Source organism: Streptomyces sp. NPDC059649 (genome assembly GCF_042734445.1).
GTDB lineage: Bacteria > Actinomycetota > Actinomycetes > Streptomycetales > Streptomycetaceae > Streptomyces.
In genome coordinates this window covers 35793-60994 of the sequence record NZ_JBHWDV010000018.1, presented here as the reverse complement: position 1 = coordinate 60994, position 25202 = coordinate 35793, and the positions used below count along the sequence as shown (strand labels likewise).

The following is a 25202-nucleotide window of genomic DNA, read 5'->3' as shown; positions in this document are numbered from 1 at the left end:
CCGGTTCAGCTGGGTGGCGCTGCTGCGGTTGATCGGTTAGTACCTGTCTAGTATACACATCTGACGCATCCTACGATCGTCGGAGTTAAGATCTCTGAGGACGCCGTCTCATTAAGAGGTGGGGGGGGCGGGGCGGGGGGGGGTGACGGGGGCCCCCCCGCCCCCCGATTTCCCCATCATGATTCCCCCTCAGGCCGTGTCCGCGCTGCCCTGCACGCGGCCATGCCCTCCGCCACCCGCCCGTATCACCGGGTGCGGTGGGCGAGCAGCGCTGCCTCGCGGAGCGCCCTCGGCCCCTGGGGACGCGGCCGTCACAAGTGGTCAACGGCGGACACAATTCGGGATCGTAGGCGTCGGCGATCACATCCGGTAGCCGAGTTTGAGCGAGGGATGCGAGGCAGCCACCCCGGCCGTACCGCCGGGTAGATCTGCAGCAAAACGACGCAATGGGTGGAAAACGCTCCGGCCGTTTCTCGCGTCGCGAGAAAGCGGGCGGGAAAATCTCGCCAGGAGAACGGCAAGGGCACCCCGAACCACTCATGGTTGGCGCGAAATGATCGGGTATCCGCCCGACAACGAGCACCCCGCCTACCCTGTGCGGGCACCGCACTTGTGAACCTGAGGGAGAGTCGTGCGCGCGATTGTGATGCGAGAATTCGGCGGTCCGGACGTGCTGCGGCTGGAGGACGTGCCGGAGCCCGCACCCCGCGGCGGCCACTCGCTGGTCCAGGTGACCCTCGCCGGCGTCAACTACGCGGACGTGCACGCCCGGGGAGACTCCTACCTCGCGCCCGTGGAGCTGCCGTACATCCCCGGCAACGAGGTCGTGGGGACCGTGGACGGCGGCCGCCGGGTCGTCGGGCTGTGCCGCGGCGGGGGCTACGCGGAACGGACCCTGCTGCACCGCCGCGTCACCTGGGACGTGCCCGACGCCATCAGCGACGAACAGGCCGTCGCACTCGCCCTCCAGGGCAACAGCGCCTGGCACCTGCTGTTCACCGTGCTGCGGATCACCAAGGGCGAGACCCTCGTCGTGCCGGCCGCGGCCGGTGGCGTCGGCTCGCTGGCCGTCCAGCTCGCCGCGCACGCCGGGGCCCGGGTCATCGGCCTCGCCGGCTCGCCCCAGAAGCGCGAACTGGCCGCGCAACTCGGCGCCGACGCCGTCGTCGACTCGCACGCCGACGACCTGACGGAGCGCATCCTGGACGCCGCCGGCGGCCCCGTCGACGCCGCTCTGGAGATGACCGGCGGCGCCACCTTCACCCGCACCCTCGCCGCCGTCGCACCGCGCGGCCGGCTCGCCGTCTACGGCTTCGCCGGCGGCGACCTGGCGAACGTGCCGACCCGGGACCTGATGGCGCGCTCCCTGACCGTCTCCGGCTTCTGGCTGCCGCAGCTCTACGCGGACCGTACGGCGCTGCCGACGTCCATGCGCGCGCTGTTCGACGCCGTCGCCGACGGCACCCTCAAGCCGCTCACCGGCGCCGCCTACCCGCTCGGCGAGGCGGCCCGGGCACACCACGACCTCGCCGCCCGCACACCGACCGGGAAACTCGCCCTCGACGTCACCCGATAATGCGGGTAACTCGGGGCCGGCGACGGGCGGAACGGCTCCGGGGGCACTCCCGGGCGCCGACTGCCGGAGGGTGCGGCCGCGGGTGACGGGGGCGTCGGCTTCCATCGGACACGCCGGGCGCCTACGGGCGCGGAACACTGCCAGGGAAGAGAGCACACGATGGGCAACCGCACCACAGCACCGGGTTCCACGGCCTCGGCCGCCGCGCTCGCCGCCGCATCGGGCACCGCCGTCACGGCGCCGGGCGCCCCGGGGCGCAAGAACGGACGCCAGACGGCCAAGAACGGGCCCTCGGCCGGCAGCCGGGCGTCGGGATCCAGCCATGCCGAGCGGGTCTTCCTCGTCCAGACCGCCTTCGCCGAACTCGGCGGATCGGCCCACGGTCCCGGCGAGATAGCCGAGTTCACCGGTTTGGACGACTCCGTCGTCTACCGCATCCTGCAGTCCGGGATCTACCAGCGCATCTTCGAACGGGTCGACCGCGGCCTGTACCGCCTGCGGACCTCGGCCGCCCAGCTCGCCTTCACCGCGCTCGACCACCGCCTCGACGGCACGGTCACCCAGACCGTGCTCCGCGAACTGCGGATGGCCACCGACGGCGGGCTGGCCTTCCTCTACATGGTGGCGCCCTTCTCCGGCGCCCAACGGCAGTGCGTCGACATGGCCGTCGGCGACTCCGACCTGGCCGAACTCGGCATGACACCGCGCGATGTGCTGTCCGTGACGCGCTCCTTGCGCACCGGTGCCTCCGGACGGACGATCCTGGCCTACCTGCCCGAGGTGCTCCAGCAGCGGGTCCTGGCCGAGCCCGTACCGGACCAGGCCGGACCGGGCGTCTACCGGGACAACGACGCGCTGGTGGCCTCCCTCGCGGAGGTCCGAGACCTCGGCCACGCGCTCGGATACGAGGAGTGCATGGCCGGATGGAACTCCTGCGCCGCGCCGATCATGTGGGACGGTTCCATCATGGGGGCCGTCCTGCTGCTCAAGCTCAAGTCCGTGATGCCGGTGGCCCCCGAGAACGTCATCGAGGCGACGAAGGAGGCGGCGGCCGAACTCAGCCGCTACGGCGCCGCCGGCCCGGACGCGGGCCAGGCCTGAACCGCGTCGCGACGGAACCACACCCGACACCCGAGGGGGACCGATGGAAGCGGAATTGGTGCAACTCGCCACGGCAGGGGCGACCACGCTCGTACAGCAGATGGCGACCGAGGGCTGGGCCACCGTCCGGCGCCGCATGGCGGCCTTCCTCGCCCGCCGCCGGGGCGCCGGCGACGAGGCCGTGCTGGAGGGCGAGTTGGACGACTCGCGCGCCGATCTCGTCGCCGCGCAGGAGGAGGGCGACCAGGACGGGGTGGCGGGGGTGACCGCGGCCTGGCGGCTGCGACTGCGCCGGCTGCTGAGCGAGGACCCGGCCGCCGCGGCCGAACTCCGCGCCCTGCTCGACGAGGTCTCACCGGAGGAGCCGGACCGCGCAACCGTGCGGGAGGTGCACAACACCATCAGCGGTGGCACCCAGCACGGCGCGGTCATCCAGGCCGGAGTCGTCTCCGGAGACCTCACCTTCCACACCCCGACCGGTGGCCCGCTCCCCGGCTGACGCCGCGCGCGTCGCGCCCCGCCGCCCGGCACAATGGCGGGGTGCGGCTCGAAGCGATCACCTGGGAACGGCTCACCGACGCGCTCGTCGAGCGGATCCTCACCACGGAGGCCGAGGACGGCAGCCCCTGGCGGAGAGTGGCCCTCGACGGAGCGCCCGCCGCCGCACCCGGTGAGCTGGCCGGGCGGCTCGCCGAGGCACTGCGGCTCCGGGGGCGGGCGGTGCACAAGGCCGGCGCCTTCGGCTTCCTGCGTCCCGCCTCGCTGCGGCTCGAATACGGCCGGGAGGACCCCGACGCCTACCACGACGAGTGGTTCGACCGGCAGGCGCTGTGGCGCGAGGTCTTCCAACCGCTCGACCCGGGCGGCACCGGCCGCGTCCTGCCGGACCTCTGGGACCCGGTGGCCGACCGGGCCACCCGCAGCGCGTACGTGACGCTGCCGCCCGGCGGTGTTCTGCTGTTGCACGGTCCCCTCCTGCTCGGTCACTGGTTCCCCTTCGATCTCACCGTCCACCTCACGCTGTCGCCGGCCGCGCTCGCCCGCCGCACCCCGCAGCACGAGCAGTGGACGCTGCCCGCCTTCGCGCGCTACGAGGCCGAGACCCGGCCCGAGGAGGCCGCGGACATCGTCGTACGGGCCGACGACCCGCGCCGGCCGGCCTGGAACGGATCCGCCTGATCCGGCGGCCGCAGAACGGTCCGGTGGGCTCAGAACGGCCCGACGGCCTCAGAACGGCCCGACGGCCTCAGACGAGCTGCCGGATCTCGCCGCGGACGCGGTAGAACCCGCCCGCGGCCGCCGACAAGTCGTCGACGACATACCGCGCCCCGGGCCGCCGTATGTGACGGGGGAACTGGACGTTCCAGGAGGGCTCATAGCCGCCCGAGACCACATGGACCCGCAGTCGGCCGCCCTCCTGCACGCACTCCACCACGACCCCCGAAGCGGCCGCGGACGCCACCGTCCGCACCGTGGCCGACGGGGTGTACGTCGGCAGCGCGGCCGCTGATTTCACGTCCCGGGCCACCGGCACCGTGCCCGCCCGGGCGGCGGCGACGGCCGCCTCGCTCGCGTCCACGCACACCAGCGAGCCGTCGGTGGTGACCATGTAGAGCTTCTCGTCCAGATACTGCATCGACAGCGCCGAGCCCCCGCCCGTGCCCAGCTTCCACAGACGGGTGCCGTCGGCGGCGAAGCAGTACACCGAGGAGGCCGAGTCGCCGGCGAAGACGTACCGGCCGCCCGGTGCCGTCGCGCAGGAGTAGACGACCGTGTCGCACGCGTACGTCGCCTCCAGCGCGCCGGAGTCCTTCGCCAGCCGCTGGACCACCCGCCGGTCGGTACCGGCGTACACCGCGTCGTCCTCCTGCCAGCCGAACAGCACCGCGCCCGTGGTCGGTGTGTGCCACAACTCGGCGCTGCCGTCGGCGGAATAGGCCGTCACACCGCGGCGGTGGCCGTGGTAGACGGCGTGCTCGTCCCGCCGCACCATCCAGGCGTGCTCGCCCGTGCTGCGCCGCGACCACTGGTACTCGTCCTCGTGGTCGATGACCGTCAGACCGCCGTTGCGGTCCGCGACGTTGAGGATGCCCTCGCGGATGTCCAGCCAGAAGATGTCGACGTCGGGGGCGATGTCGTAGGCGGCGAACGGGAGTTTCGAGGAGAGGTCGTAGACCGTGCCGTCGTCGCAGCCGGCGTAGATCCAGAAGTCGTCCGCCACCAGGCACTTGACGCCGTTCGGCAGCCGGTAGTGCGCCAGCACCTCGCCGTCGTGGCCGAGGGTGTGCACATCGCCGTTCTGGTTGCCGACCCAGCACCGGTCCTCGTCGATGTGGATACCGAACGCCGCGGCGCCCGTACGGAACCGCCACAGCACCGGTGCGACCGCGCGGGCCGTCGACGGCGCCGAGGAGACCTGACGACGCGTCACCGACCGGGCGGAGCGCTGCCCCTGGACGGCCGGGGCGTAACCCTTGCGGACCTTCTCGCCGATCTTCTTCGCGGCCGCGGCCTGCGCCTTCTCCCGCGTCGGGAACGTCGAGGTCTGCCGCTGCCCGGCCGCGCCGATCCGGCCGTAGCGCACCGAGACGACCGTGTCCCGCACCGTCACCTCGTAGAACTTGTGGGCGCCACCGCCCTCTTGGGACAGTTCCAGATACGTCGTGGTCTCGGACATGATGTTCCCCTCCCCGGGCGGCCCCGACGGCCGTCCCCCGCTGTGAAAAACCGTACGGCCGACCACTGACAACGGGCCGTGGAGCGCCGACCGGGGCCGCTGAAAGCCCTGCTCAGGGCGGCGGTTAGCGTGGGGGCGTGACCTCTTCCTTCACCGCAACAGACCCCTCCGGCGCGGCCGACCCGCTGCCCGGCAGCCAGGGGCCCACCGCAACCGTGGAAGCCCGGCCGGGCTCCGTCGGCACCGTCCGGATGACCTACGCGCCCGACCCCGACGGCGACCCGGACCCGGGCGAGATCGTCTGGACCTGGGTGCCCTACGAGGAGAACGACGGCCGGGGCAAGGACCGGCCGGTGCTGGTCGTCGCCCGGGAGACCGGCGGCACGCTGCTGGCGGTCCAGCTGTCCAGCAAACGGCACAGCCACGACCGGGAGTGGGTGGCGATAGGCGCAGGACCCTGGGACCGCGCGGGCCGCGACTCCTGGGTGGCGCTGGACCGGGTCCTGCGGGTGCACCCGGAAGGCATGCGGCGTGAGGCGTGCGCCCTGGACCGGGGCCGCTTCAACCTCGTCGCCAACCGGCTGCGGGAATTCCACGGCTGGCGCTGAACGGCCGGCAGCCCGGGCGGCGTCAGGCGTCCGCCAGCGCCAGGAGCTTGGTGACGGTGTTCCAGTTACGGGCGGTGGCCGTCACCCCGAGCGGGGTGCGGCTCACCAGCGCGGCGAGCTTGGAGCGGCCGATGCCGTCCGGGCACCACAGATACAGTTCGCGTCCGGCCAGCCGGAACCGGTCGGGCGCGAACGCCGCCTGGTCGATCGCGTCCAGCCGCGAGGTGTCGGCCGGCACCTCCGACAGGAACGTGACGTGCAGGCTCTTGGGCTCCGCCACGGCCTGCGGAAACGGGTTCGCGGCGACCGCGGCGGCCAGCTCGTCCCGGGTCCGCACGATCACCGGCACCGTGAGGCCGAGCTCGGCGGCGATCCGGTCCTCGATCCTCCGGGCCGTCTCGCCGGGCGGAGCACCCGGATCGGCGAAGACGAGGTTGCCGGTCTGCAGCAGCACGGTGACGTCCTTCAGGCCCAGCGACTCCGCCAGCTCCCGCTGCCGGGCCTTGGGGAACGGATGGTGGCCTCCGACGTTGATACCGCGCAGCAGAGCGATCTGACGGGACATGTGGCACTGCCCTTCGGGAGCCGGCCTCGGTGCGGCCGGACGGCGGCCGGAACCGGGAACCGGAACCGGAGGGACGGGATCAGAAGAGCGGCGCGGGCAGCACACCTTCGAGGGCGAGCAGCTGCCGCTTGGTCTCCAGGCCGCCGCCGAAGCCGCCGATCCCGCCGTCGCTGGCGACCACACGATGGCAGGGCACGACGACCGGCAGCGGATTGGAGCCCATCGCGGCTCCCACCGCGCGGGCGGCACCCGGTTCCCCGACCCGGTCGGCGAGGTCCTGATAGCCGACCACGTCGCCGTACCGGACACCCGAGGCCAGGGCGCGCAGCACCCGGGCGTGGAAGCCGGACGACAGCGACCAGTCCAGGGGGACGGTGAAGGTCCGCAGCTCCCCGGCGAAATAGGCGGTGAGCTCGGCCGCGGCCGTCGCCAGATGGGGTATCTCCGCAAGCGGCGGCCCGCCGAAGAACTGCTCCAGCCGGGTCAGCGCCCGGCGGCTTCTCCGCTCGTCGGCATGGAAGACGACCTGCACCAGACCGTCCCGCGTCGCGGCGAGCAACAGCGGACCGATCGGGGTCGCAAGGCGGGTCCACGCCCAGTCGCGCCGGGCACCGGCCCCGGCCTCCGGCGGCGCGTCCGCCCGGGCCGCCGGCCCCTGAACCTGCTCGGAATTCGTCACCTGATCAGGGTAGGACGCCCCACTGACAACGCGGCGGGGAACGGCCCCGCGACCGGTGCCGCGGCCCGCTCCCCGCAGGTCACAGCGCTCAGCGGGAGTGGCCGCGGCCCTCCAGGGCGTCCCGCACCAGATCGGGCTTGTTGGAGATGATGCCGTCGACGCCCAGACCGGCGACCTTCACCGCGGTGGCCGCGTCGTCGACGGTCCAGGTGTACAGGTCCAGCGCCCGCCGGTGCGGCCCGCGCAGCCCGTGCACGGCGGCGACGTACTCCGGGGTGACCGCCGTGTGGACGGGATTGATCTGGTCGCAGTACTTCGCGTACTTCGGCAGGTCGGCCACCGACGGGTTGCCGAGGAAGCCGGTCCTGATGTCCGGGCGGATGGTGTGCACGGTCTTGATGGCGTCCGCGTTGAAGCTCTGGATGATCAGCCGGTGCCGGACGTGCTCCCGGTTCAGCCAGCCGGCCTGGCGCAGTTCCCTGAGGGTCTGCAGCTCGATGCCCGGATAGAGCTCCGGGGACTTCAGCTCCATCAGGAGGCTCTGGTCGTTCTCCTCGACCTCGTCCATGTAGTCCTCGAGGGTCGGCACCCGCTCGCCCTCGAACTTCGGTCCGAACCAGCTGCCCGCGTCCAGCTTCTCGATCTCCTTGAGGGTGAAGTCCGAGACGTTCCAGGGGGAGCGGTCGGGGAAGACCTTCTTGACGTTGGTGGTCCGTGCGAGCGAGTTGTCATGGAGGATGACCAGCTCACCGTCCTTGGTGCGCTGGACGTCGTTCTCGACCCATTCGAAGCCGAGCCGGGCGGCTTCGTCGATGGCGGCGAGGGTGTTCTCGGGGGCGTACGACGAGGCGCCGCGGTGCGCGACCGTCTCCGGGGTGTTCCGGTGCGGTGCGGCCTGGGCGGCGGCCGGGGAGAGGACGAGCGCGGACAGACCCATGAGCGCACCGGCGACGACGGTGGCGACGGGGCGAATACGCATACGGACTCCTCGTGACGTCGTGGAGGTGAGCTGACGAGAACGGACGGGAACCGGAGGGACGGAGGGAGGCTCGCAGCCGGGCCGTAGCGGGAGGCGGTCGTGGGGTGGCCGGGCGCTGAACGAGACGTGGCCGGTATGCCGTGTGGAGCGTCGCGCAATTGCAGGATGCCCGGATCTGTCATGCAACAGACGTACGCTTCCGCCGCCGTCCAACTTGCCGGAGCCCGGGCGTCCGCGCATCTTGGCCGATGATGCGTCACCCGTCGCGCTTCTGACCGGTTTTGGTCATACGGGAAGAAAAGCGGGGCGCGGTGGCCGCCCCGCACGCGGCTCCCGACCGATCAAGGAGCGGGGCCGCCGGGCCGGCCGGACGATGATCAGCGGGCCGCGCCGCGACGGCGGCCCCGCACCGCCCCGCCGACATCCCCGCACCGCGTCCCGCGTCCGCCGGACAGCGCCGCCCGCCCGCCGGGTCCGCTACGAAATCGCAGGTCGGAGCAATCGCCACGTCGATTGTCAGTGGCGGGTCGTACGGTGGATCCCATGCGGCCCGTATCAAAGATCGAACGCACGGTGGCACCCTTCGAGGTTGTCAGCCCGTACCAGCCCAGTGGTGACCAGCCGGCGGCCATCGCCGAGCTGGAGCAGCGCATCCGCGGGGGTGAAAAGGACGTCGTCCTGCTGGGCGCGACCGGTACCGGCAAGTCGGCGACCACCGCGTGGATGATCGAGAAGCTGCAGCGCCCGACCCTCGTGATGGCGCCCAACAAGACCCTCGCGGCCCAGCTCGCCAACGAGTTCCGCGAGCTGCTCCCGAACAACGCCGTCGAGTACTTCGTCTCCTACTACGACTACTACCAGCCCGAGGCCTACGTCCCGCAGTCCGATACCTACATCGAGAAGGACTCCTCCATCAACGAGGAGGTCGAACGGCTGCGCCACTCCGCGACGAACTCCCTGCTCACCCGCCGTGACGTCGTCGTGGTCGCCTCGGTGTCCTGCATCTACGGCCTGGGCACGCCGCAGGAGTACGTCGACCGGATGGTGCCGCTCAAGGTCGGCGACGAGATCGACCGCGACCAGCTGCTGCGGCGCTTCGTCGAGATCCAGTACACCCGCAACGACCTGGCCTTCACCCGCGGCACCTTCCGGGTCCGCGGTGACACCATCGAGATCTTCCCGGTCTACGAGGAGCTGGCCGTCCGGATCGAGATGTTCGGCGACGAGATCGAGGCGCTCTCCACCCTCCACCCGCTCACCGGCGAGGTGATCAGCGACGACCAGCAGCTGTACATCTTCCCCGCCAGCCACTACATCGCCGGCCCCGAGCGCATGGAGCGGGCCATCGCCGGGATCGAGACCGAGCTGGCCGACCGGCTCACCACCCTGGAGAAGCAGGGCAAGCTGCTGGAGGCCCAGCGGCTGCGGATGCGCACGACGTACGACATCGAGATGATGCGCCAGATCGGCTCCTGCTCCGGCATCGAGAACTACTCCATGCACATGGACGGCCGCGAGCCCGGCTCTGCGCCCAACACCCTCATCGACTACTTCCCGGAGGACTTCCTCCTGGTCATCGACGAGTCGCATGTCACCGTCCCGCAGATCGGCGCCATGTACGAGGGCGACGCCTCCCGTAAGCGCACCCTCGTCGACCACGGCTTCCGGCTGCCGTCCGCGCTGGACAACCGGCCGCTGAAGTGGGAGGAGTTCCTGGACCGCATCGGGCAGACGGTCTATCTGTCGGCGACCCCCGGGCCGTACGAGCTGGCCCGCGGCGACGGCTTCGTGGAGCAGATCATCCGTCCGACCGGCCTGATCGACCCGGAGGTCGTGGTCAAGCCCACCGACGGGCAGATCGACGACCTGGTGCACGAGATCCGCACCCGCACCGAGAAGGACGAGCGCGTCCTGGTCACCACCCTCACCAAGAAGATGGCCGAGGACCTCACCGACTACTTCCTGGAACTCGGCATCCAGGTCCGCTATCTGCACAGCGACGTCGACACCCTGCGCCGTGTCGAGCTGCTGCGCGAGCTGCGCTCCGGCGAGTTCGACGTCCTGGTCGGCATCAACCTGCTGCGCGAGGGCCTCGACCTGCCCGAGGTGTCCCTGGTGGCCATCCTCGACGCCGACAAGGAGGGCTTCCTGCGCTCCGGGACCTCGCTGATCCAGACCATCGGCCGCGCGGCGCGCAACGTCTCCGGTCAGGTCCACATGTACGCCGACAAGATCACCCCGGCGATGGAGAAGGCCATCGAGGAGACCAACCGCCGCCGGGAGAAGCAGCTGGCGTACAACAAGGAGCACGGCATCGATCCGCAGCCGCTCCGTAAGAAGATCGGTGACATCGTCGCCACCATCGCCCGCGAGGAGATCGACACCCGGGAGCTGCTGGGCAGCGGCTACCGCAAGTCGGGCGACGCCAAGGACACCAAGGGCAAGGCGCCGGTCCCGGCGCTCGGCGCCAAGCCGGCGAAGGGCAAGGGCGCCAAGGCGGAGGCGCCCCTGACGGACCGTCCCGCGGCCGAACTCGCCGAGCTCATCGAGGAGATGACGGAGCGGATGCGGGCGGCCGCGGCCGAGCTGCAGTTCGAGATCGCCGCCCGGCTGCGCGACGAGGTCGGCGAGCTCAAGAAGGAGCTGCGGCAGATGAGGGAGGCCGGCGTGAAGTAGTGGGGGCCGGGCGGGTGCCGCACTCACCAGGACGGGTGGCGCGCCCGCCCTGGTGTTGCAGAAACGCCACAAACGCGGGCCCGCGACGCCCCGGGCCCGCCGTCGTGCGTAGGGTCGAAGCTGCCGCCGGAAAGTGGGCGGGACGGTACAGAGAGGGGACGGCGCGTGTCGGTCAATTTGTCCAAGGGACAGGGCATCAGCCTGCAGAAGTCCGACGGGGGGACGCTGACCGCGGTCCGGATGGGGCTGGGCTGGCGCTCGGCGCCGCGCCGCGGACTGTTCGGCCGGCGGACCAAGGAGATCGACCTCGACGCCTCGGCGGTGCTGTTCGCCGGCAAGCAGCCGATCGACGTCGTCTTCTTCCAGCACCTGGTCAGCGACGACGGCGCGGTCCGGCACACCGGTGACAACCTGGTCGGCGGCGCCGGCCAGGGCGGCGACGACGAGGCGATCCTGGTCGACCTGGCGCGGGTGCCGGTCCACATCGACCAGATCGTCTTCACCGTCAACTCCTTCACCGGGCAGACCTTCACCGAGGTGGAGGACGCCTTCTGCCGGCTGGTCGACGAGTCCACCGGCCAGGAAATGGCCCGCTACACCCTCACGGGCGGCGGCGACTACACCGCCCAGGTCATGGCCAAGGTGCATCGCGTCGGCAACGGCTGGCAGATGACCGCCATCGGAGAGCCCTCCGTCGGCCGCACCTTCCAGGACCTGGTCCCGGCGATCGTCCCGCACCTGTAGAACGCCGCAGCACCACGGCAGCGCGCACCCGGGCCGCGCCGCCGTGCGCCCCGGGCAGCCGCCCGGGGCGGGGCCCGGGACGAGTGACAACCAGGGGGAAGAACGATGACGGCCGAGCTGGTCCGGGGCCAGAACCATCCACTGGACCGGAGCCGGGTGGAGATCCGGATCGCGGCGGGCTTCCCCGTCGTGGCCGGGGTGACCCTCGGCGACGAGCGGGGCGAACTGCCGGGCGCCGAAGCCGTGGCCCACCCGGGTGCGCCCCGCCGGCCCGGCGTCGAGGTGCCCGGTCGGGCGGCCGCCGAGCACCGCATCACGGTGGACCTCGACGCGCTGCCCGCGGCCGTCCACCGGGTCAGTGTGCTGCTGGCGCTCGCCGCCCGGAGCGGCGCGCCGGCCACCTTCGGCGCGGCCCCCGCACCGTCCGTACGGCTCACCGCCGTCGACGGTACGGATCTGGCCGGCTACACGGTCAGCGGGCTGACCGCCGAGACGGCCGTCATCACCGTCGAGCTGTACCGCCGACAGGGCGCCTGGAAGGTACGGGCGGTGGGCCAGGGATACGCCGACGGCCTGGCCGCCCTGCTGCACGACCAGGGGCTGACACAGGCGGCCGAACTGGCCGCGGAGGTCGAGGCGGCGGCCGGACCCGAGGCATCGGCGGGACCCGAGGCGGCGGCCGGACTCGAAGCGGCGGCCGAACCCGAGGCGCTGGCCGGCCCGGGCCCGGCCCCCGAGGTCCCGGCCCACGAAGTCCCGGCAGGCGAGCTCCCCGCCCCCGGCCCCGTCGGCACGTCCGCGGCCGCCGCTTCGCCCACCGGCGGCCCCGTCGACTACCGCCACCCCAAACGCCGCAGCACCTCCGCACCCGGCCCCACGCCGCCCGCCACCGCCCCATCCGGCGCACCCATGGCCGGCGCCTCCGCGCCGGACGGTCCTCCGCCACCCGTGGCCGGGGACGCCGCCGGATGGAGCATGGAGGAGCGGCTCTACAACCAGATCTGGGGCATGTTCGAGGACCTGGCCCGCTCGGTCGCGGCCTACCGCAGCGCGTCGGACTTCGCCGCGTCCCGTCTGGAGCAGGAGCTCGACGAGGTCCTGGCCGACCCGCGCAACCGCCTCGGCACCGCCGCCGACGTCGCCCGGGCCACCGCCCGCGACCGGCACGCCACCCTGCTGACCCAGGCCCGCGCCGCCCTCGACCGTGACCTGGCGCAGCTGACCGCCGAGTCGGAGGTCGTCGAGCCCGCCCTGCCGCCCGCGTTCGCCCGCTGGGACAACCCCGTATGGCAGGGCCACCACGTCCCCCTGGAGCGCCCGATGGCGTTGCGGCTGGGCGATCTGCACCTCCCCGAGGTGCTGGACCTGCGGATCCCCATGCTCGTGCGGCTCCCGTTGGAGCGCGGGCTGTGGATCGACAGCGGACCCGACACCCTCGCCCGCGGCGCGGAGCCCGGCCCGGAGCGCGAGTTCGGCCGGCGCGAGCTGGGCAGCGCACTGACGGACGGCCCGCCGGACGCGGCGGAACTCCGGCGGCTCGCCCTGGAGACCGCCGTCGCGATCGCCGCCCGGCTGCTCGCCGTCCACCCCGCCGGGGAGTTCGCCGTGCAGGTCATCGACCCCGGCGGTACGGCGGCGCGGGCGCTCGCGCCGCTCGTGGAGACCGGTGCCCTGCCGGGGCCCCCGGTGCCCGGCGCCAAGGGCGTGACCACGGTCCTGGAGGGGCTGATCAGGCGGGTGGACCTGATCCAGATGGCGGTGCGCAGCCGGGCCGCGGACGCGCTCCCGCCCGATCTGGACACCGCGGAGCAGCTGCTGATCGTCCATGACTTCCCGCACGGCTTCGACGACCGGGCGGTGACCATGCTCCGCTATCTGGCCGACGAGGGCCCGGCGGCCGGGGTCCATCTGATGATGGTCGCCGACCGTGCCCAGGCCCGGGAATTCGGCCCGGTGCTGGACCCGCTGTGGCGTTCCCTGCTGCGCATCACGCCGGTGCCGGACGCCCACCTCGCCGATCCCTGGGTCGGCCACGCCTGGACGTACGAGCCGGCGCTCGCCCCGAAGGGCAGCCAGGTGGTGCGCCAGGTACTGACCCGCCTCTCGGAGACCCGCCGTGCCGCCGCCCGCACCGAACCCGCCGGGCCATCCCTGCCACCGACCCCCTGACCAGCACCTTTACCCATTCCTTTACTAAATCTTGGCCATCCTTTACTCTTCTTGGTGCGGAGGGGAGTACTCCCGATGCGGCGCACCCGTCATCACGGATCGTGAGAGTGACGAGATCCCGGGACGCCGGCCCCGTGCCCCTAGGGCGGCGCGAGGCGGAAGAGACCTCCGGCAGCGACGACGCTGTGAGTGCCGTACGACTCTGCCGGAGGAGCAGTGGACGTTTCCCTGACCCTGTGGGTGCTGACCATCCTTGGTCTCTGCGCCCTGATCGCCGCCGACTTCTTCATCGGCGGCCGCAAACCGCACGAGGTCTCCCTCAAGGAGGCCGGCACCTGGACCGCCGTCTGGATCGCCCTCGCCGCACTGTTCGGCCTCGGGCTGCTGGTCCTCGGCGGGACCGCCCCGGCCGGTGAGTTCTTCGCCGGCTTCATCACCGAGAAGTCCCTGAGCGTCGACAACCTCTTCGTCTTCGTCCTGATCATGGCGAAGTTCGCGGTCCCGACGATCTACCAGCAGCGGGTGCTGATGGTGGGCGTGCTGATCGCGCTGGTGCTGCGGGCCGGCTTCATCGGCGCGGGCGCCGCGATCATCGCCCACTTCTCCTGGGTCTTCTACCTCTTCGGCGCGTTCCTCATCTGGACGGCCTGGAAGCTCATCCAGGAGGCGCGGGCGGACCAGGAGGACGAGGACTACGAGGAGAACCGCTTCCTCAAGATGGTCGAGCGGCGCTTCCCGTCGACCGACCGCTACCACGGCACCAAGCTGTTCGTCGTCGAGAACGGCAAGCGGCTGATGACCCCGATGCTGATCGTCATGCTGGCGATCGGCACCACCGACGTCCTCTTCGCCCTGGACTCCATCCCGGCGATCTTCGGCCTCACCCAGGACGCGTACATCGTCTTCACCGCCAACGCCTTCGCCCTGATGGGCCTGCGGCAGCTGTACTTCCTGATCGGCGGACTGCTCAAGAAGCTGGTCCACCTCTCCTACGGCCTGTCGGTCATCCTCGGCTTCATCGGCGTGAAGCTCGTGCTGCACGCACTGCACGAATCCGGAGTGGCCGTACCGGAGATCAGCATCCCGGTCTCGCTGGGCGTCATCTGCGCCGTGCTGGTCGTCACCACGCTCACCAGCCTGCGCGCCTCGAAGAAGCAGTCCGCGGCCGAGGCGGCCGACACCGAGGAACGCATCGAGGTCTGACCATCCGGAGACGGGCCGGCGCACGGCCCGTCTCCGCACGCCCCGATGGCCCGCGGCCCCGCTACCAGCCCCGCTCGCGCCATGCCGCGAGATGCGGGCGTTCCGCGCCCAGCGTGGTGTCGTTGCCGTGCCCCGGGTAGACCCAGGTCTCGTCGGGGAGTTCGCCGAAGAGCTTGCTCTCCACACCGTCGATCAGGCTGCTGAAATTCTCGGCGTTGCCCCAGGTGTTGCCGACGCCGCCCGGGAACAGGCAGTCGCCGGTGAACAGATGCGGGGGACCGTGCGGGTCGTCGTAGACGAGCGCGATACTGCCGGGGGTGTGGCCGACCAGATGGCGCGCCGTCAGCCGGACCCGGCCGACGGTGATCGTGTCGCCGTCGTCGACCAGGACGTCCGTGGGGACGGGGATGCCCTCGGCGTCGTAACGGCCCGCGTACGTCCGCGCACCCGTCGCGCCGACCACCTCGCGCAGCGCACCCCAGTGATCGCCGTGGCGGTGCGTGGTCACCACCGACGCCAGACCGCTCTCGCCGACCAGCGCGAGGAGGGTGTGCGGATCCGCGGCCGCGTCGATCAGCAACTGCTCGTCGGTCGCCCGGCACCGCAGCACATAGGCGTTGTTGTCCATCGGACCGACCGCGACCTTCGAGATCATCAGGTCGGTCAGCTCGTGCACGTCGGCCGGTCCGCCGACCTTCACTGCTCCGCTGTAGGCCATGAACCCCACTCTAGAGCGGGGGTACGACAGGCAGCGCGGAGCCGTGACCGTCGAGTTCCGTGCCGTCGCCGCGCCCCGTGAGCCACCCGACCAGCGCCGTTGCGGAGCCGCTCACCACTACGGGCGCGGCCTCGTCCCCCGCGCCGGTGGCCGCACGGCCGGTGCGCCAGTGACGGCCGTCGTCGGTGCGGATCTCCAGGGCGGGCAGGTCCGGATGCCCGGCGAACTTCACGGTGGTCAGGAACGCCAGCTCACCGTCGATGAACGCGGGCGACAGCTGGTCCAGGGTGTGGCCGACACCGAGGTCCAGGTGATGCAGCTCCACCTCCGCCAGCCGGCGCAACGGCAGCCGGTCGGCGCGCTCCACGACCCCGTTGCGCATCTCCACCTCGAAGGCGCGACGCGCTTCCGGCAGCGCGTCCACCGCCGCGTCGAACCGCGCGGCGCTCTCCTTCAGGTCCGTCAGATGCGCCTCCAGGGAACGGTCGGCATCCCGCTCGATGTCGGCGTCCCGGGCCTCCGCACTGGCGTACATCGGCGTGGGGACGTCCGTACGCGCCCAGGTGAGGAGGTTCACCAGGGCGTCCGCGTTGCGCGCCAGATGGGCGAGGACATGGCCGCGGGTCCATCCGGGCAGCAGCGAGGGCTCGCCGATCGCCGCGTCGTCGAGCTTGCCCAGGGAGATCAGGAGCCGGTCGGTGGCCTCGCGGACGGCGGCCACATCGTGCGCGAAGTCGAGCGGGGTGACGGTCATGCTCCGAAGCTAGCGCCGACCGGGCGAGTGCGGGAGTCGGCGAGCACCGATCGAGGCGCACGCGGGGCGGACGGGGCGGCGCACGGCGGCCGGACGGGCCACCGGGCGCCGCCCCTTCAGGGCCACCGGGCGTCACCCGTCCAGGGCCACCGGGCGCCGCGCCCCTTCAGGGCCGGGGGTCAGCCCGTCAGGTCGGCGGGCGAGCCGAACCACCGCCGGAGCGCGGCCGGCGGCCCGTCCGGCGCGCCCGCCGGGTCGCCCGTGGTGGCCGGAGTTCCCGGGACGTCCGCGGCCCAGGCGGTGCAGCCGTCCGGCCGCACCAGGAGGCCGGCCAGCTCGGGCCGCTGCGGGCATCCGGTGGTCAGCAGCCGGACCCGGCCGCCATATCCGGCGGCGCACTTGCGCAGTTCCGGGTCATCGGCGAGATCGAGCAACAGCCCCTGACCGTCCCGCAGATGGTCCCCGAGCCGGCTGCCGTCGGAGAGCTGCAGATCGGGTGCGCTGCGGCCGGTCAGCGGATGGTCGCCGGGCAGGTCGTAGCGCTGCCAGACCCCGGAGATCTTCTTGGCGAAGAAGGTGGTGGCGGTGACCGTGCCCGTCAGTTCGGCGACGACCCGGCGCAGCGCCCCGGCATGCGGCTCGGGCCGCATCAGCGCCACCTGGGCACGGGTCCAGTCCAGCACCCAGGCGCCTATCGGGTGCCGCTCGGCCGTATAGGTGTCGAGCAGCCCCTCGGGCGCCCAGCCGCGCACCGTCGCGGCCAGCTTCCAGCCGAGGTTCATCGCATCGCCGATGCCCAGGTTCAGCCCCTGCCCGCCGAACGGCGAGTGGACGTGCGCCGCGTCACCGGCGAGCAGCACCCGCCCCGCCCGGTAGTCGGGCACCTGACGGGCGTTGTCCGTGAACCGGGTCGCCGAGATCACCTTGTGGACGCGGACCTCGTCCACACCGGAGACGCGGCGCAGCGAGTCCTCCAACTCCTGCGCGGTGACCGGAGCTTCACGGTCCGCCGGCGGCCCGTCGAACTCGACGGTGAGGAACCGGCCCGGCATCGGGCCGTGCGCGTAGGTCCCGACCTCCGTCCAGTTCCAGCCGGCCCCCAGCGCCTCGGTGCCGGTCATCTCCACCAGGGCCTGGCGGCCGGTGATCCCCGGGGCCGTACCGGGGAACGGGAATCCGGCGAGCCGGCGGACGGTGCTGCGGCCGCCGTCGCACCCCACCAGCCAGCCGGTGTGCAGGGTGCCCTGCGAGGTGTGCACCCGCACCTCGTCCTCGCCGGCGTCGAAGCCGGTCAGCGTCACCCCGCGGCGCACCTCGACGCCCAGTTCGGCGGCGCGCGCGGCGAGCAGCCGCTCCAGGGCCTCCTGGGGGATCAGTCCGATGTCGGCGGCGGGGCCGGCGGCGTCGAGGTCGGGATCGGACTCGTCGAGCAGATCGCCGCGCAGCATGATGCCCGCGAAGTGCCCGGCGAACTTGGGCGGCCGCTGCACCACGGAGGCACCGGCGGCCTGCCGCTGGCTCAGGAACGAGCTGAACTTCCCGAGGACGGTGCGCTGCACCTCGGCCAGCTCCGGAAGCATCCCGCGCCGGTAGAAGGCCTCCGCGCTGGGGGTGTTGATCGCCCCCGCCTTGATCGTCGTGTCCACCTCGGTCAGCCGCTCCAGAACGACCACCGGGACATCGGCCAGTGCCAGTTCGCAGGCGAGCATCAGCCCCACCGGGCCGCCCCCTGCCACGACTACGTCTGCGTCATAGGTCATGGGTCGAAGTGTAGCCACTATAAATTTTTTGCGACTCAAAATTGTCGGAGGGGGCGCCTAGGATTCCGGACATGGTGGATGTGCAGCAGCGTGCGGACGCGCCGACCGGTGAGGGCTCGAAGCACGGGAGCGCCACGGGTGCGGGCGTGGCCGGTGCGGGTCGCCGGCCCGACGGGATCCCCGGCCGGCAGCCGGACACCGGCTTCGAGGAGGAGGACGGGCGGCTGACGCTCCGCGAACGCAAGAAGCTCCGCACCCGCCAGCGGATCTCCGGCGAGGCCACCCTGCTCTTCATCGAGCGCGGCTTCGACAACGTCACCGTCGCCGAGGTGGCCCGCGCCGCCGAGGTCTCCACGATGACCGTCTTCAACTACTTCCCGCGGAAGGAGGACCTCTTCCTCGACCGCATCCCCGAGGGGCAGGAGCTGATCGTCCGCGCCGTACGGGGCCGCGGTCCGGACGAGTCGCCGCTGGCCGCGCTGCGCCGGCTCGTCCTCGACCTGCTGGCCGAGCGGCATCCGCTGTGCGGGGTGGGGGAGGGGTTCGAGCACTTCTGGCGTACGGTGCTGGACTCCCCGGCGCTACGGGCCCGGGCCCGCGAGGCGGTCGAGGAGCTGGAGGGCACGCTCGCCGGACTGCTCGCCGAGGCCGCGGGCGGCGACGCCGGGCGGCCGGACCATGCCGCCCGGCTGGCCGCGGCGCTGATCGTCGCCGGGATCCGGACCGCGTACGCAGAGGCCGTGGGCCGGCAGCTCGCGGGCGAGCCGGTCGACGAGGTGGCCGCCGGGCAGGCGGAGGTGCTGCGGCGCACGTTCGAGGCACTGGAACGGGCGCTGCCGGCTTGACGGGCCGGGTGGTCCGTGCCGCGGGCGTTTCCGCAGCGTACGGGCGTGCGGCGGGCCGGGAAGGTTGTGCGGCCGCCACACGTTTGGGTGAAGAGGGCTTGCGGGCCCAGTAAATCGAATGCGCGTGCTATAGGCTCGTGTGTGGCATCCCAAAGAAACTGCCGCTGCGGGCCCCATACCCTGGGGCGGGGGCCCCGCTCCGTTCCGCCGCCTCTGCTCGCTCACCGAGCGGCGGACGCAGAGCCCGCGGCTCCCGCCCCTCTCCAAGAAAGGTGCCGACCGGCGTGGCCGACCGTCTCATCGTCCGTGGCGCTCGCGAGCACAATCTCCGCAACGTCTCGCTCGACCTCCCCCGCGACTCCCTCATCGTCTTCACGGGCCTCTCCGGTTCGGGCAAGTCCTCGCTCGCCTTCGACACGATCTTCGCCGAGGGGCAGCGGCGTTACGTCGAGTCGCTGTCCTCGTACGCCCGCCAGTTCCTCGGGCAGATGGACAAGCCCGATGTGGACTTCATCGAGGGCCTGTCCCCCGCGGTGTCGATCGACCAGAAGTCGACCTCGCGCAACCCCCGCTCGACGGTCGGCACGATCACCGAGGTCTACGACTACCTCCGCCTCCTCTTCGCCCGCATCGGCAAGCCGCACTGCCCCGAGTGCGGCCGGCCGATCGCCCGGCAGTCGCCGCAGGCCATCGTCGACAAGGTGCTGGAGCTGCCCGAGGGCAGCCGCTTCCAGGTGCTCTCCCCGCTGGTGCGCGAGCGCAAGGGAGAGTTCGTCGACCTCTTCGCCGACCTCCAGTCCAAGGGCTACAGCCGCGCCCGGGTCGACGGCGAGACCGTCCAGCTCGCCGAGCCGCCCAAGCTGAAGAAGCAGGAGAAGCACACCATCGAGGTGGTCGTCGACCGCCTCACGGTCAAGGAGAGCGCCAAGCGCCGGCTGACCGACTCCGTCGAGACCGCCCTCGGCCTCTCCGGCGGCATGGTCATCCTCGACTTCGTCGACCTCGAACCGGACGACCCCCAGCGCGAGCGGATGTACTCCGAGCATCTCTACTGCGCCTACGACGACCTCTCCTTCGAGGAGCTCGAACCCCGCTCCTTCTCCTTCAACTCCCCCTTCGGCGCCTGTCCCGAGTGCACCGGCATCGGGACGCGCATGGAGGTCGACCCCGAGCTGATCATCCCCGACGAGGACCGCTCCCTCGACGAGGGCGCCATCCACCCCTGGTCCGGCGGACACACCAAGGAATACTTCGGCCGCCTGGTCGGCGCGCTCGCCGACGCCCTCGGATTCCGTACGGACATCCCCTGGGCCGGACTGCCGGCCCGCGCCAAGAAGGCGCTGCTGTACGGCCACAAGACCCAGATCGAGGTCCGCTACCGCAACCGCTACGGCCGCCAGCGGGCCTACACCACCCCCTTCGAGGGCGCGGTGCCGTTCGTCAAGCGCCGGCACTCCGAGGCCGAGAGCGACAGCAGCCGCGAGCGCTTCGAGGGCTATATGCGCGAGGTGCCCTGCCCGACGTGTGAGGGCACCCGGCTCAAGCCGATCGTGCTCGCCGTGACGGTCCAGGAGAAGTCGATCGCCGAGGTCGCGGCCATGTCGATCAGCGACTGCGCCGACTTCCTGCGGGGAATGACGCTCAACGCCCGTGAGAAGAAGATCGCCGAGCGGGTGCTCAAGGAGGTCAACGAACGGCTGAAGTTCCTGGTCGACGTCGGCCTGGACTACCTCTCGCTGAACCGCGCGGCCGGCACCCTCTCCGGCGGCGAGGCCCAGCGCATCCGGCTCGCCACCCAGATCGGCTCCGGCCTGGTCGGCGTGCTCTACGTCCTCGACGAGCCGTCCATCGGTCTGCACCAGCGCGACAACCACCGGCTGATCGAAACCCTGGTCCGGCTGCGCGACATGGGCAACACCTTGATCGTGGTGGAGCACGACGAGGACACCATCAAGGTCGCGGACTGGGTCGTGGACATCGGCCCCGGAGCCGGCGAGCACGGCGGCCGGGTCGTGCACAGCGGCCCCATGAAGCAGCTGCTGACCAACAAGGAGTCGATCACCGGTCAGTACCTGTCCGGCAAGAAGGCCATCGCGACCCCGGACATCCGCCGGCCCGCCGACCCCGGCCGCCGGCTGACGGTGCACGGCGCGAAGGAGAACAACCTCCGCGACATCGACGTCTCCTTCCCGCTCGGGGTGTTCACCGCCGTCACCGGCGTCTCCGGCTCGGGCAAGTCGACGCTGGTCAACGACATCCTCTACACCCACCTGGCGCGCGAGCTGAACGGCGCCAAGTCGGTGCCGGGCCGGCACACCCGGGTCGCCGGTGACGACCTGGTCGACAAGGTCGTCCATGTCGACCAGTCCCCGATCGGCCGGACCCCGCGCTCCAACCCGGCCACCTACACCGGTGTCTTCGACCACGTCCGCAAGCTCTTCGCGGAGACCATGGAGGCCAAGGTCCGGGGCTACCTCCCGGGACGCTTCTCGTTCAACGTCAAGGGCGGCCGCTGCGAGAACTGCTCCGGCGACGGCACCATCAAGATCGAGATGAACTTCCTGCCGGACGTCTACGTCCCCTGCGAGGTCTGCCACGGCGCGCGCTACAACCGCGAGACGCTGGAGGTCCACTACAAGGGCAAGTCCATCGCCGAGGTGCTGGACATGCCCATCGAGGAGGCGCTGAGCTTCTTCGAGGCGGTCCCCACCATCGCCCGGCACCTCAAGACGCTCCACGAGGTCGGCCTCGGATACGTCCGCCTCGGGCAGTCCGCGCCGACGCTCTCGGGCGGTGAGGCGCAGCGCGTCAAGCTGGCCAGCGAGCTGCAGAAGCGTTCGACGGGCAGCACGGTCTACGTCCTCGACGAGCCGACCACCGGTCTGCACTTCGACGACATCAGCAAGCTGATCAATGTGCTGTCCGGGCTGGTCGACAAGGGCAACACGGTGATCGTCATCGAGCACAACCTCGATGTGATCAAGACGGCGGACTGGGTCGTCGACATGGGCCCCGAGGGCGGCAACGGCGGCGGCCTGGTCGTCGCCGAGGGCACGCCCGAGGAGATCGCCTCGGTCCCGGCCAGCCACACCGGCAAGTTCCTGCGGGAGATCCTCGGCGACCGGGTCAGCGACGCCGCAACGGTCGCGGGCGGCAACGGCGACCGCTCCGCCGGCCCCGGCGCGGCGAAGACCCCGCCCGCCAAGAAGCCGGCCGCCAAGAAGGCCACCGCGAAGAAGACCGCGGCGAAGAAGACCGCGGCGAAGTCGGCTGCGACCACGACGACGGCGAAGAAGACCGCCGCCAAGAAGACCGCGGCACGCACCCGCCGGTCCGCGTCCTGACGCCCGCCGGCCCGGCCGGGACCGCCCAGGTCCCGGCCGGCCGGCGTCGGCCAGTTCCGCCACAGCGCCGCCGGGTCCGTTAGGCCACCAGCCCGGGTACACGGCCAGCCCGGGTACGTCACCAGCCCGGTTATGCCACCAGTTCCGTGGCGTACGGCGGTTCCGCGCCCGCTCGGGAGCAGGTGATGGCGGCGGCTCGGGCGGCGAAGCGGAGGATGTCCTCCCAGTCCTTGTCGCCGAGGGCGGTGAGCGCGGCGTACGAGAGCGCGTCATGGGCGTCGAGCCGGTGCAGCAGCGCCGCATTGACGGTGTCGCCCGCGCCGATGGTGTCGACGACGGTGACGCGCTCACCGGGGACGGTCAGTTCGCCGCCGCCCCGCGTCAGCACCGTCAGCCCCGCGCCGCCATGGGTGAGCACGATCGCCGCCGGCCCCGCGGCCAGCCACTCCCGGGCCACCGCGAGAACCGCCGCCCGGCCGCCGCCCGTACCGCCGCCGGTCGCATCGCCACCCGTACCGGCACCCGTCACACCGCCACCCGCTGCACCGTCACCCGCCGCATCCGCGCCCGTACCGGCCGCCGACCCGCCGGCCGCGGTGGCGGCCGGGCCCGCGAGCCACAGCGCGTCCTCCTCCGACAGCTTCAGCAGGGCGACATGCGGCAGCCAGGAGCGGAAACGGGCGCGATAGGCCTCCGCGTCGGGGATCAGGCCCGGCCGGACATTGGGGTCGAGGGCGGTGAAGACACCGCGCGCGGCCTCACGCCGCAGCAGGGACTCGTAGGCGCTCGCCCCCGGTTCCAGGACCAGCGAGCAGGTGCCCAACGAGAGCGCGCGGGCCGTGGCGGGCAGTTCCGGCGGCAGCGTGAAGAGCCGGTCGGCGGTGCCGTCGGCGTAGAAGCCGTAGCCCGCCGAGCCGTCCGGGCTGATGTCCGCCACCGCGAGAGTGGTCGGTTCGGTGCCGCGCTGCACCAGCGAGGTGTCCACCCCGCCGCTGCGCAGCCCGTTCAGCAGTGCCTCGCCGAAGCTGTCGGTCGAGACCCGGGAGCAGAACGCGGTGGGCGAGCCCAGCCGCCCCAGCGCGACCGCGGTGTTGTACGGGCCGCCGCCACGCCGCGGCAGCAACCCGGGCAACTGGCCGTCCAGGGAAGGGGTTTGAGGACTGGGGACGAGGTCGATGAGCGCCTCGCCGGCGACGACGATCACGAGCTGAGGTTCCTTTCCTGGGCAGCCTGGGCGGCTTGGGCGGCTTGGGCGGCTTGGGCGGCTTGGGCAGCGGCGGGGACGGCCGGGCGAGCGGCCCGTGCGGCCTGGTGAGCGGCCCGTCCGGCGGATCGAGCAGCCCGTTCGGTGTTTCGAGCGGCCTGTGCGGCGGATCGAGCGGCCTCGTCGGCCGGGGGAGCGGTCCGGTCGGCCGGGGAAGCGGACGGACCGGGTTCGGTCGCCGGGCCGGTTCCGGGGCAGCCGCACGACGTACGGTGCACGAAGGCGCAGGGCAGACGGACGGTGCGCGGCGGCCGGCCGGGCTCCGCCAGCCGCTCCAGCAGCAGCCGGACCGCGGTGGCCCCGATCTCCTTGCTGGGCTGGGCGATCGCGGTCAGCCGGGGAGTGAAGAGGTCGGCCCAGGAGAAGTCGTCGAAGCAGGCCAGCGCGATGTCGCGGGGAACGTCGAGGCCCAGGTCACGCAGCGCACGCAGGGCGCCGATGGTCATCGCGTTGTTGGCGGTGATCAGCGCGGTGGGCGGTGCGGGCGCGGCGAGCAGATGGCGGGTGGCGTCCTCGGCGCCCGCCGCCTCGGAGTTGCCGCCGGCGAGCAGTTCGGGCGCGAAGGGCAGGCCGCGCGAGCGCAGTCCCTCGCGGTAACCCTGGACGCGTTCGGTGGTGGTGCTCAGCCCCGGCAGACCGGCGACCAGGCCGATCCGGGTGTGCCCCGCGTCGGCGAGGTGCTCGACGAGTTGCCGCACCGGCCCGGTGCTCTCCGCGCACACCTGGTCGTGCTCCTCGCCGACCAGCCGGTCCAGGAAGACGGTGGGCACCTCGTGCCGGGCCAGATAGGCGGCCATCTCGGCGGGCTCCGCGGACGGCGCGACGATCATGCCGTCCACCCGGCGTTCGTGCAGCAGCTGGACGACCGTGCGCTCGTGCCGCGGATCGTCGTGCGGATCGGCGATCAGCAGGCTGTAACCGGCCTGCAGCGCACCCGCCTCGACGCCCTGGAGGATCTCGGTGAAGTACGGGTTGCTGATCGCCGAGACCGCCAGACCGATCGACCGGGTGCGAGCGGTCACCAGCGAGCGGGCCAGAGTGTTGGGGGTGTAACCGAGCTCCTCCATGGCGCCGAGCACCGCCGCCCGGGTATCCGGGCGCACCGGCCGGGTCCCGTTCAGCACATGCGAGACCGTCGCGACGGAGACCCCCGCCCGCCGCGCCACATCCGCCATGGTCGTCATCCGGATCTTCCTTCCCGCGGAGGGCCTTCCCACGGAGGGCGCCAGGGCGGCACCCACGGCCGCGCCCGTACGGCCTCGTCCCGCGAGCCCCCACATTACGAGCATCGACCCGCTTACGTAAACGCTTACGTAAGCGTTTACGCCCGCCCTGGCCGGCCCTTGGGTAAGCCTCCTGGCCTGGAGGACGTGCAGGGGCAGGGGGCTGCCGACGCTCGAACAGGAACTGCCGCGGGCCCGCCCGGTGGAACGTACTGCGGGCGCGCCCGGCGGAAGTGCCCCGGGGCCCTCCCGGCGGATGTGCCCCGGGGCCCTCCCGGCGGATGTGCCCCGGGGCCCCGGCAGAACTGCCGTGGGGC

The 25202-nt window shown here is 72.1% G+C and carries 20 protein-coding genes; 11 read left to right on the top strand and 9 right to left on the bottom strand.

Annotated features, from left to right (window positions below; all coding sequences use genetic code 11):
- The first annotated feature begins 631 nt into the window (after positions 1-631).
- The 4 genes from ACFV1J_RS20565 (at position 632) to ACFV1J_RS20550 (ending at position 3856) form a co-directional block, all read left to right on the top strand.
- Positions 632-1576, top strand: a complete 945-nt coding sequence (locus tag ACFV1J_RS20565; protein WP_385860114.1) for a zinc-binding alcohol dehydrogenase family protein — start codon at positions 632-634, stop codon at positions 1574-1576.
- A gap of 159 nt (positions 1577-1735) precedes the next feature.
- A complete protein-coding gene (locus ACFV1J_RS20560; protein ID WP_385860112.1) occupies positions 1736-2677 on the top strand; it encodes an IclR family transcriptional regulator C-terminal domain-containing protein in 942 nt (313 codons plus the stop codon).
- Between the two features lie 43 nt (positions 2678-2720).
- Positions 2721-3176, top strand: a complete 456-nt coding sequence (locus ACFV1J_RS20555; RefSeq protein ID WP_385860110.1) for a hypothetical protein — start codon at positions 2721-2723, stop codon at positions 3174-3176.
- Positions 3177-3217: 41 nt separating this feature from the next.
- On the top strand, positions 3218-3856 hold the full coding sequence (locus ACFV1J_RS20550) for a uridine kinase (protein WP_385860108.1): 639 nt from the start codon (positions 3218-3220) through the stop codon (positions 3854-3856).
- A 67-nt stretch (positions 3857-3923) separates the two neighbouring features.
- Here the strand turns inward: ACFV1J_RS20550 and ACFV1J_RS20545 are convergent, their stop codons facing one another.
- Positions 3924-5354: a WGR domain-containing protein gene (locus ACFV1J_RS20545; protein ID WP_385860106.1), complete on the bottom strand. Its 1431-nt coding sequence runs from the start codon at positions 5352-5354 to the stop codon at positions 3924-3926.
- Between the two features lie 137 nt (positions 5355-5491).
- Between ACFV1J_RS20545 and ACFV1J_RS20540 the strand changes: the two genes are divergently transcribed.
- A complete protein-coding gene (locus ACFV1J_RS20540; protein ID WP_385860104.1) occupies positions 5492-5962 on the top strand; it encodes a type II toxin-antitoxin system PemK/MazF family toxin in 471 nt (156 codons plus the stop codon).
- 22 nt (positions 5963-5984) lie between these two features.
- On the opposite strand, the gene ACFV1J_RS20535 is transcribed toward ACFV1J_RS20540, so the two are convergent.
- The 3 genes from ACFV1J_RS20535 to ACFV1J_RS20525 all read right to left on the bottom strand — a co-directional run bounded on the left by ACFV1J_RS20535 (position 5985) and on the right by ACFV1J_RS20525 (position 8185).
- Complete coding sequence (locus tag ACFV1J_RS20535) at positions 5985-6527, bottom strand: DUF1697 domain-containing protein (protein WP_385860102.1); 543 nt, start codon at positions 6525-6527, stop codon at positions 5985-5987.
- 79 nt (positions 6528-6606) lie between these two features.
- A complete protein-coding gene (locus ACFV1J_RS20530) occupies positions 6607-7206 on the bottom strand; it encodes a methylated-DNA--[protein]-cysteine S-methyltransferase (protein ID WP_385860100.1) in 600 nt (199 codons plus the stop codon).
- Between the two features lie 88 nt (positions 7207-7294).
- Positions 7295-8185: a glycerophosphodiester phosphodiesterase gene (locus ACFV1J_RS20525; protein WP_385860098.1), complete on the bottom strand. Its 891-nt coding sequence runs from the start codon at positions 8183-8185 to the stop codon at positions 7295-7297.
- A 543-nt stretch (positions 8186-8728) separates the two neighbouring features.
- Between ACFV1J_RS20525 and uvrB the strand changes: the two genes are divergently transcribed.
- From uvrB to ACFV1J_RS20505, 4 genes are all read left to right on the top strand, one after another.
- On the top strand, positions 8729-10861 hold the full coding sequence (uvrB, locus tag ACFV1J_RS20520) for an excinuclease ABC subunit UvrB (RefSeq protein WP_385860096.1): 2133 nt from the start codon (positions 8729-8731) through the stop codon (positions 10859-10861).
- 165 nt (positions 10862-11026) lie between these two features.
- Positions 11027-11605 (top strand): TerD family protein, encoded by a 579-nt coding sequence (locus ACFV1J_RS20515; protein WP_385860094.1) that lies wholly within the window; start codon positions 11027-11029, stop codon positions 11603-11605.
- A 105-nt stretch (positions 11606-11710) separates the two neighbouring features.
- Positions 11711-13774: a TerD family protein gene (locus tag ACFV1J_RS20510; protein WP_385860092.1), complete on the top strand. Its 2064-nt coding sequence runs from the start codon at positions 11711-11713 to the stop codon at positions 13772-13774.
- 216 nt (positions 13775-13990) lie between these two features.
- Positions 13991-14977 (top strand): TerC family protein, encoded by a 987-nt coding sequence (locus ACFV1J_RS20505; protein ID WP_385860090.1) that lies wholly within the window; start codon positions 13991-13993, stop codon positions 14975-14977.
- 61 nt (positions 14978-15038) lie between these two features.
- Here ACFV1J_RS20505 and ACFV1J_RS20500 read toward each other — a convergent pair whose 3' ends face one another.
- The 3 genes from ACFV1J_RS20500 to ACFV1J_RS20490 form a co-directional block, all read right to left on the bottom strand.
- Entirely contained in the window at positions 15039-15695 is a 657-nt protein-coding gene (locus tag ACFV1J_RS20500) for an MBL fold metallo-hydrolase (RefSeq protein WP_385860088.1), read from the bottom strand.
- A gap of 10 nt (positions 15696-15705) precedes the next feature.
- On the bottom strand, positions 15706-16449 hold the full coding sequence (locus tag ACFV1J_RS20495) for a maleylpyruvate isomerase family mycothiol-dependent enzyme (RefSeq protein WP_385860086.1): 744 nt from the start codon (positions 16447-16449) through the stop codon (positions 15706-15708).
- Between the two features lie 179 nt (positions 16450-16628).
- Positions 16629-18209: an FAD-dependent monooxygenase gene (locus tag ACFV1J_RS20490; protein ID WP_385860084.1), complete on the bottom strand. Its 1581-nt coding sequence runs from the start codon at positions 18207-18209 to the stop codon at positions 16629-16631.
- A 71-nt stretch (positions 18210-18280) separates the two neighbouring features.
- Between ACFV1J_RS20490 and ACFV1J_RS20485 the strand changes: the two genes are divergently transcribed.
- Positions 18281-19054, top strand: a complete 774-nt coding sequence (locus ACFV1J_RS20485) for a TetR/AcrR family transcriptional regulator (protein WP_385860082.1) — start codon at positions 18281-18283, stop codon at positions 19052-19054.
- A gap of 284 nt (positions 19055-19338) precedes the next feature.
- The gene (uvrA, locus tag ACFV1J_RS20480; protein ID WP_385860080.1) at positions 19339-22398 is read left to right on the top strand and encodes an excinuclease ABC subunit UvrA; all 3060 of its coding nucleotides are present in this window, start codon (positions 19339-19341) and stop codon (positions 22396-22398) included.
- A gap of 130 nt (positions 22399-22528) precedes the next feature.
- Here the strand turns inward: uvrA and ACFV1J_RS20475 are convergent, their stop codons facing one another.
- Together ACFV1J_RS20475 and ACFV1J_RS20470 are read right to left on the bottom strand one after the other, a co-directional pair.
- Positions 22529-23602 (bottom strand): carbohydrate kinase, encoded by a 1074-nt coding sequence (locus ACFV1J_RS20475; protein WP_385860077.1) that lies wholly within the window; start codon positions 23600-23602, stop codon positions 22529-22531.
- Positions 23599-24846, bottom strand: coding sequence for a LacI family DNA-binding transcriptional regulator (locus ACFV1J_RS20470; RefSeq protein ID WP_385860075.1), 1248 nt, complete (start codon positions 24844-24846; stop codon positions 23599-23601). Before ACFV1J_RS20470 ends, ACFV1J_RS20475 begins: the two co-directional genes overlap by 4 nt.
- Positions 24847-25202: the final 356 nt, after the last annotated feature.

What these genes read in the sequence shown, in the direction of transcription:
- ACFV1J_RS20560 (WP_385860112.1), top strand. Translation starts at nt 1,736, where the DNA reads ATGGGCAACCGCACCACAGCACCGGGTTCCACGGCCTCGGCCGCCGCG.
- ACFV1J_RS20555 (WP_385860110.1), top strand. Translation starts at nt 2,721, where the DNA reads ATGGAAGCGGAATTGGTGCAACTCGCCACGGCAGGGGCGACCACGCTC.
- ACFV1J_RS20545 (WP_385860106.1), bottom strand. Translation starts at nt 5,354, where the DNA reads ATGTCCGAGACCACGACGTATCTGGAACTGTCCCAAGAGGGCGGTGGC.
- ACFV1J_RS20535 (WP_385860102.1), bottom strand. Translation starts at nt 6,527, where the DNA reads ATGTCCCGTCAGATCGCTCTGCTGCGCGGTATCAACGTCGGAGGCCAC.
- ACFV1J_RS20525 (WP_385860098.1), bottom strand. Translation starts at nt 8,185, where the DNA reads ATGCGTATTCGCCCCGTCGCCACCGTCGTCGCCGGTGCGCTCATGGGT.
- uvrB (WP_385860096.1), top strand. Translation starts at nt 8,729, where the DNA reads ATGCGGCCCGTATCAAAGATCGAACGCACGGTGGCACCCTTCGAGGTT.
- ACFV1J_RS20510 (WP_385860092.1), top strand. Translation starts at nt 11,711, where the DNA reads ATGACGGCCGAGCTGGTCCGGGGCCAGAACCATCCACTGGACCGGAGC.
- ACFV1J_RS20500 (WP_385860088.1), bottom strand. Translation starts at nt 15,695, where the DNA reads ATGGCCTACAGCGGAGCAGTGAAGGTCGGCGGACCGGCCGACGTGCAC.
- ACFV1J_RS20495 (WP_385860086.1), bottom strand. Translation starts at nt 16,449, where the DNA reads ATGACCGTCACCCCGCTCGACTTCGCGCACGATGTGGCCGCCGTCCGC.
- ACFV1J_RS20490 (WP_385860084.1), bottom strand. Translation starts at nt 18,209, where the DNA reads ATGACCTATGACGCAGACGTAGTCGTGGCAGGGGGCGGCCCGGTGGGG.
- ACFV1J_RS20485 (WP_385860082.1), top strand. Translation starts at nt 18,281, where the DNA reads ATGGTGGATGTGCAGCAGCGTGCGGACGCGCCGACCGGTGAGGGCTCG.
- ACFV1J_RS20470 (WP_385860075.1), bottom strand. Translation starts at nt 24,846, where the DNA reads ATGACGACCATGGCGGATGTGGCGCGGCGGGCGGGGGTCTCCGTCGCG.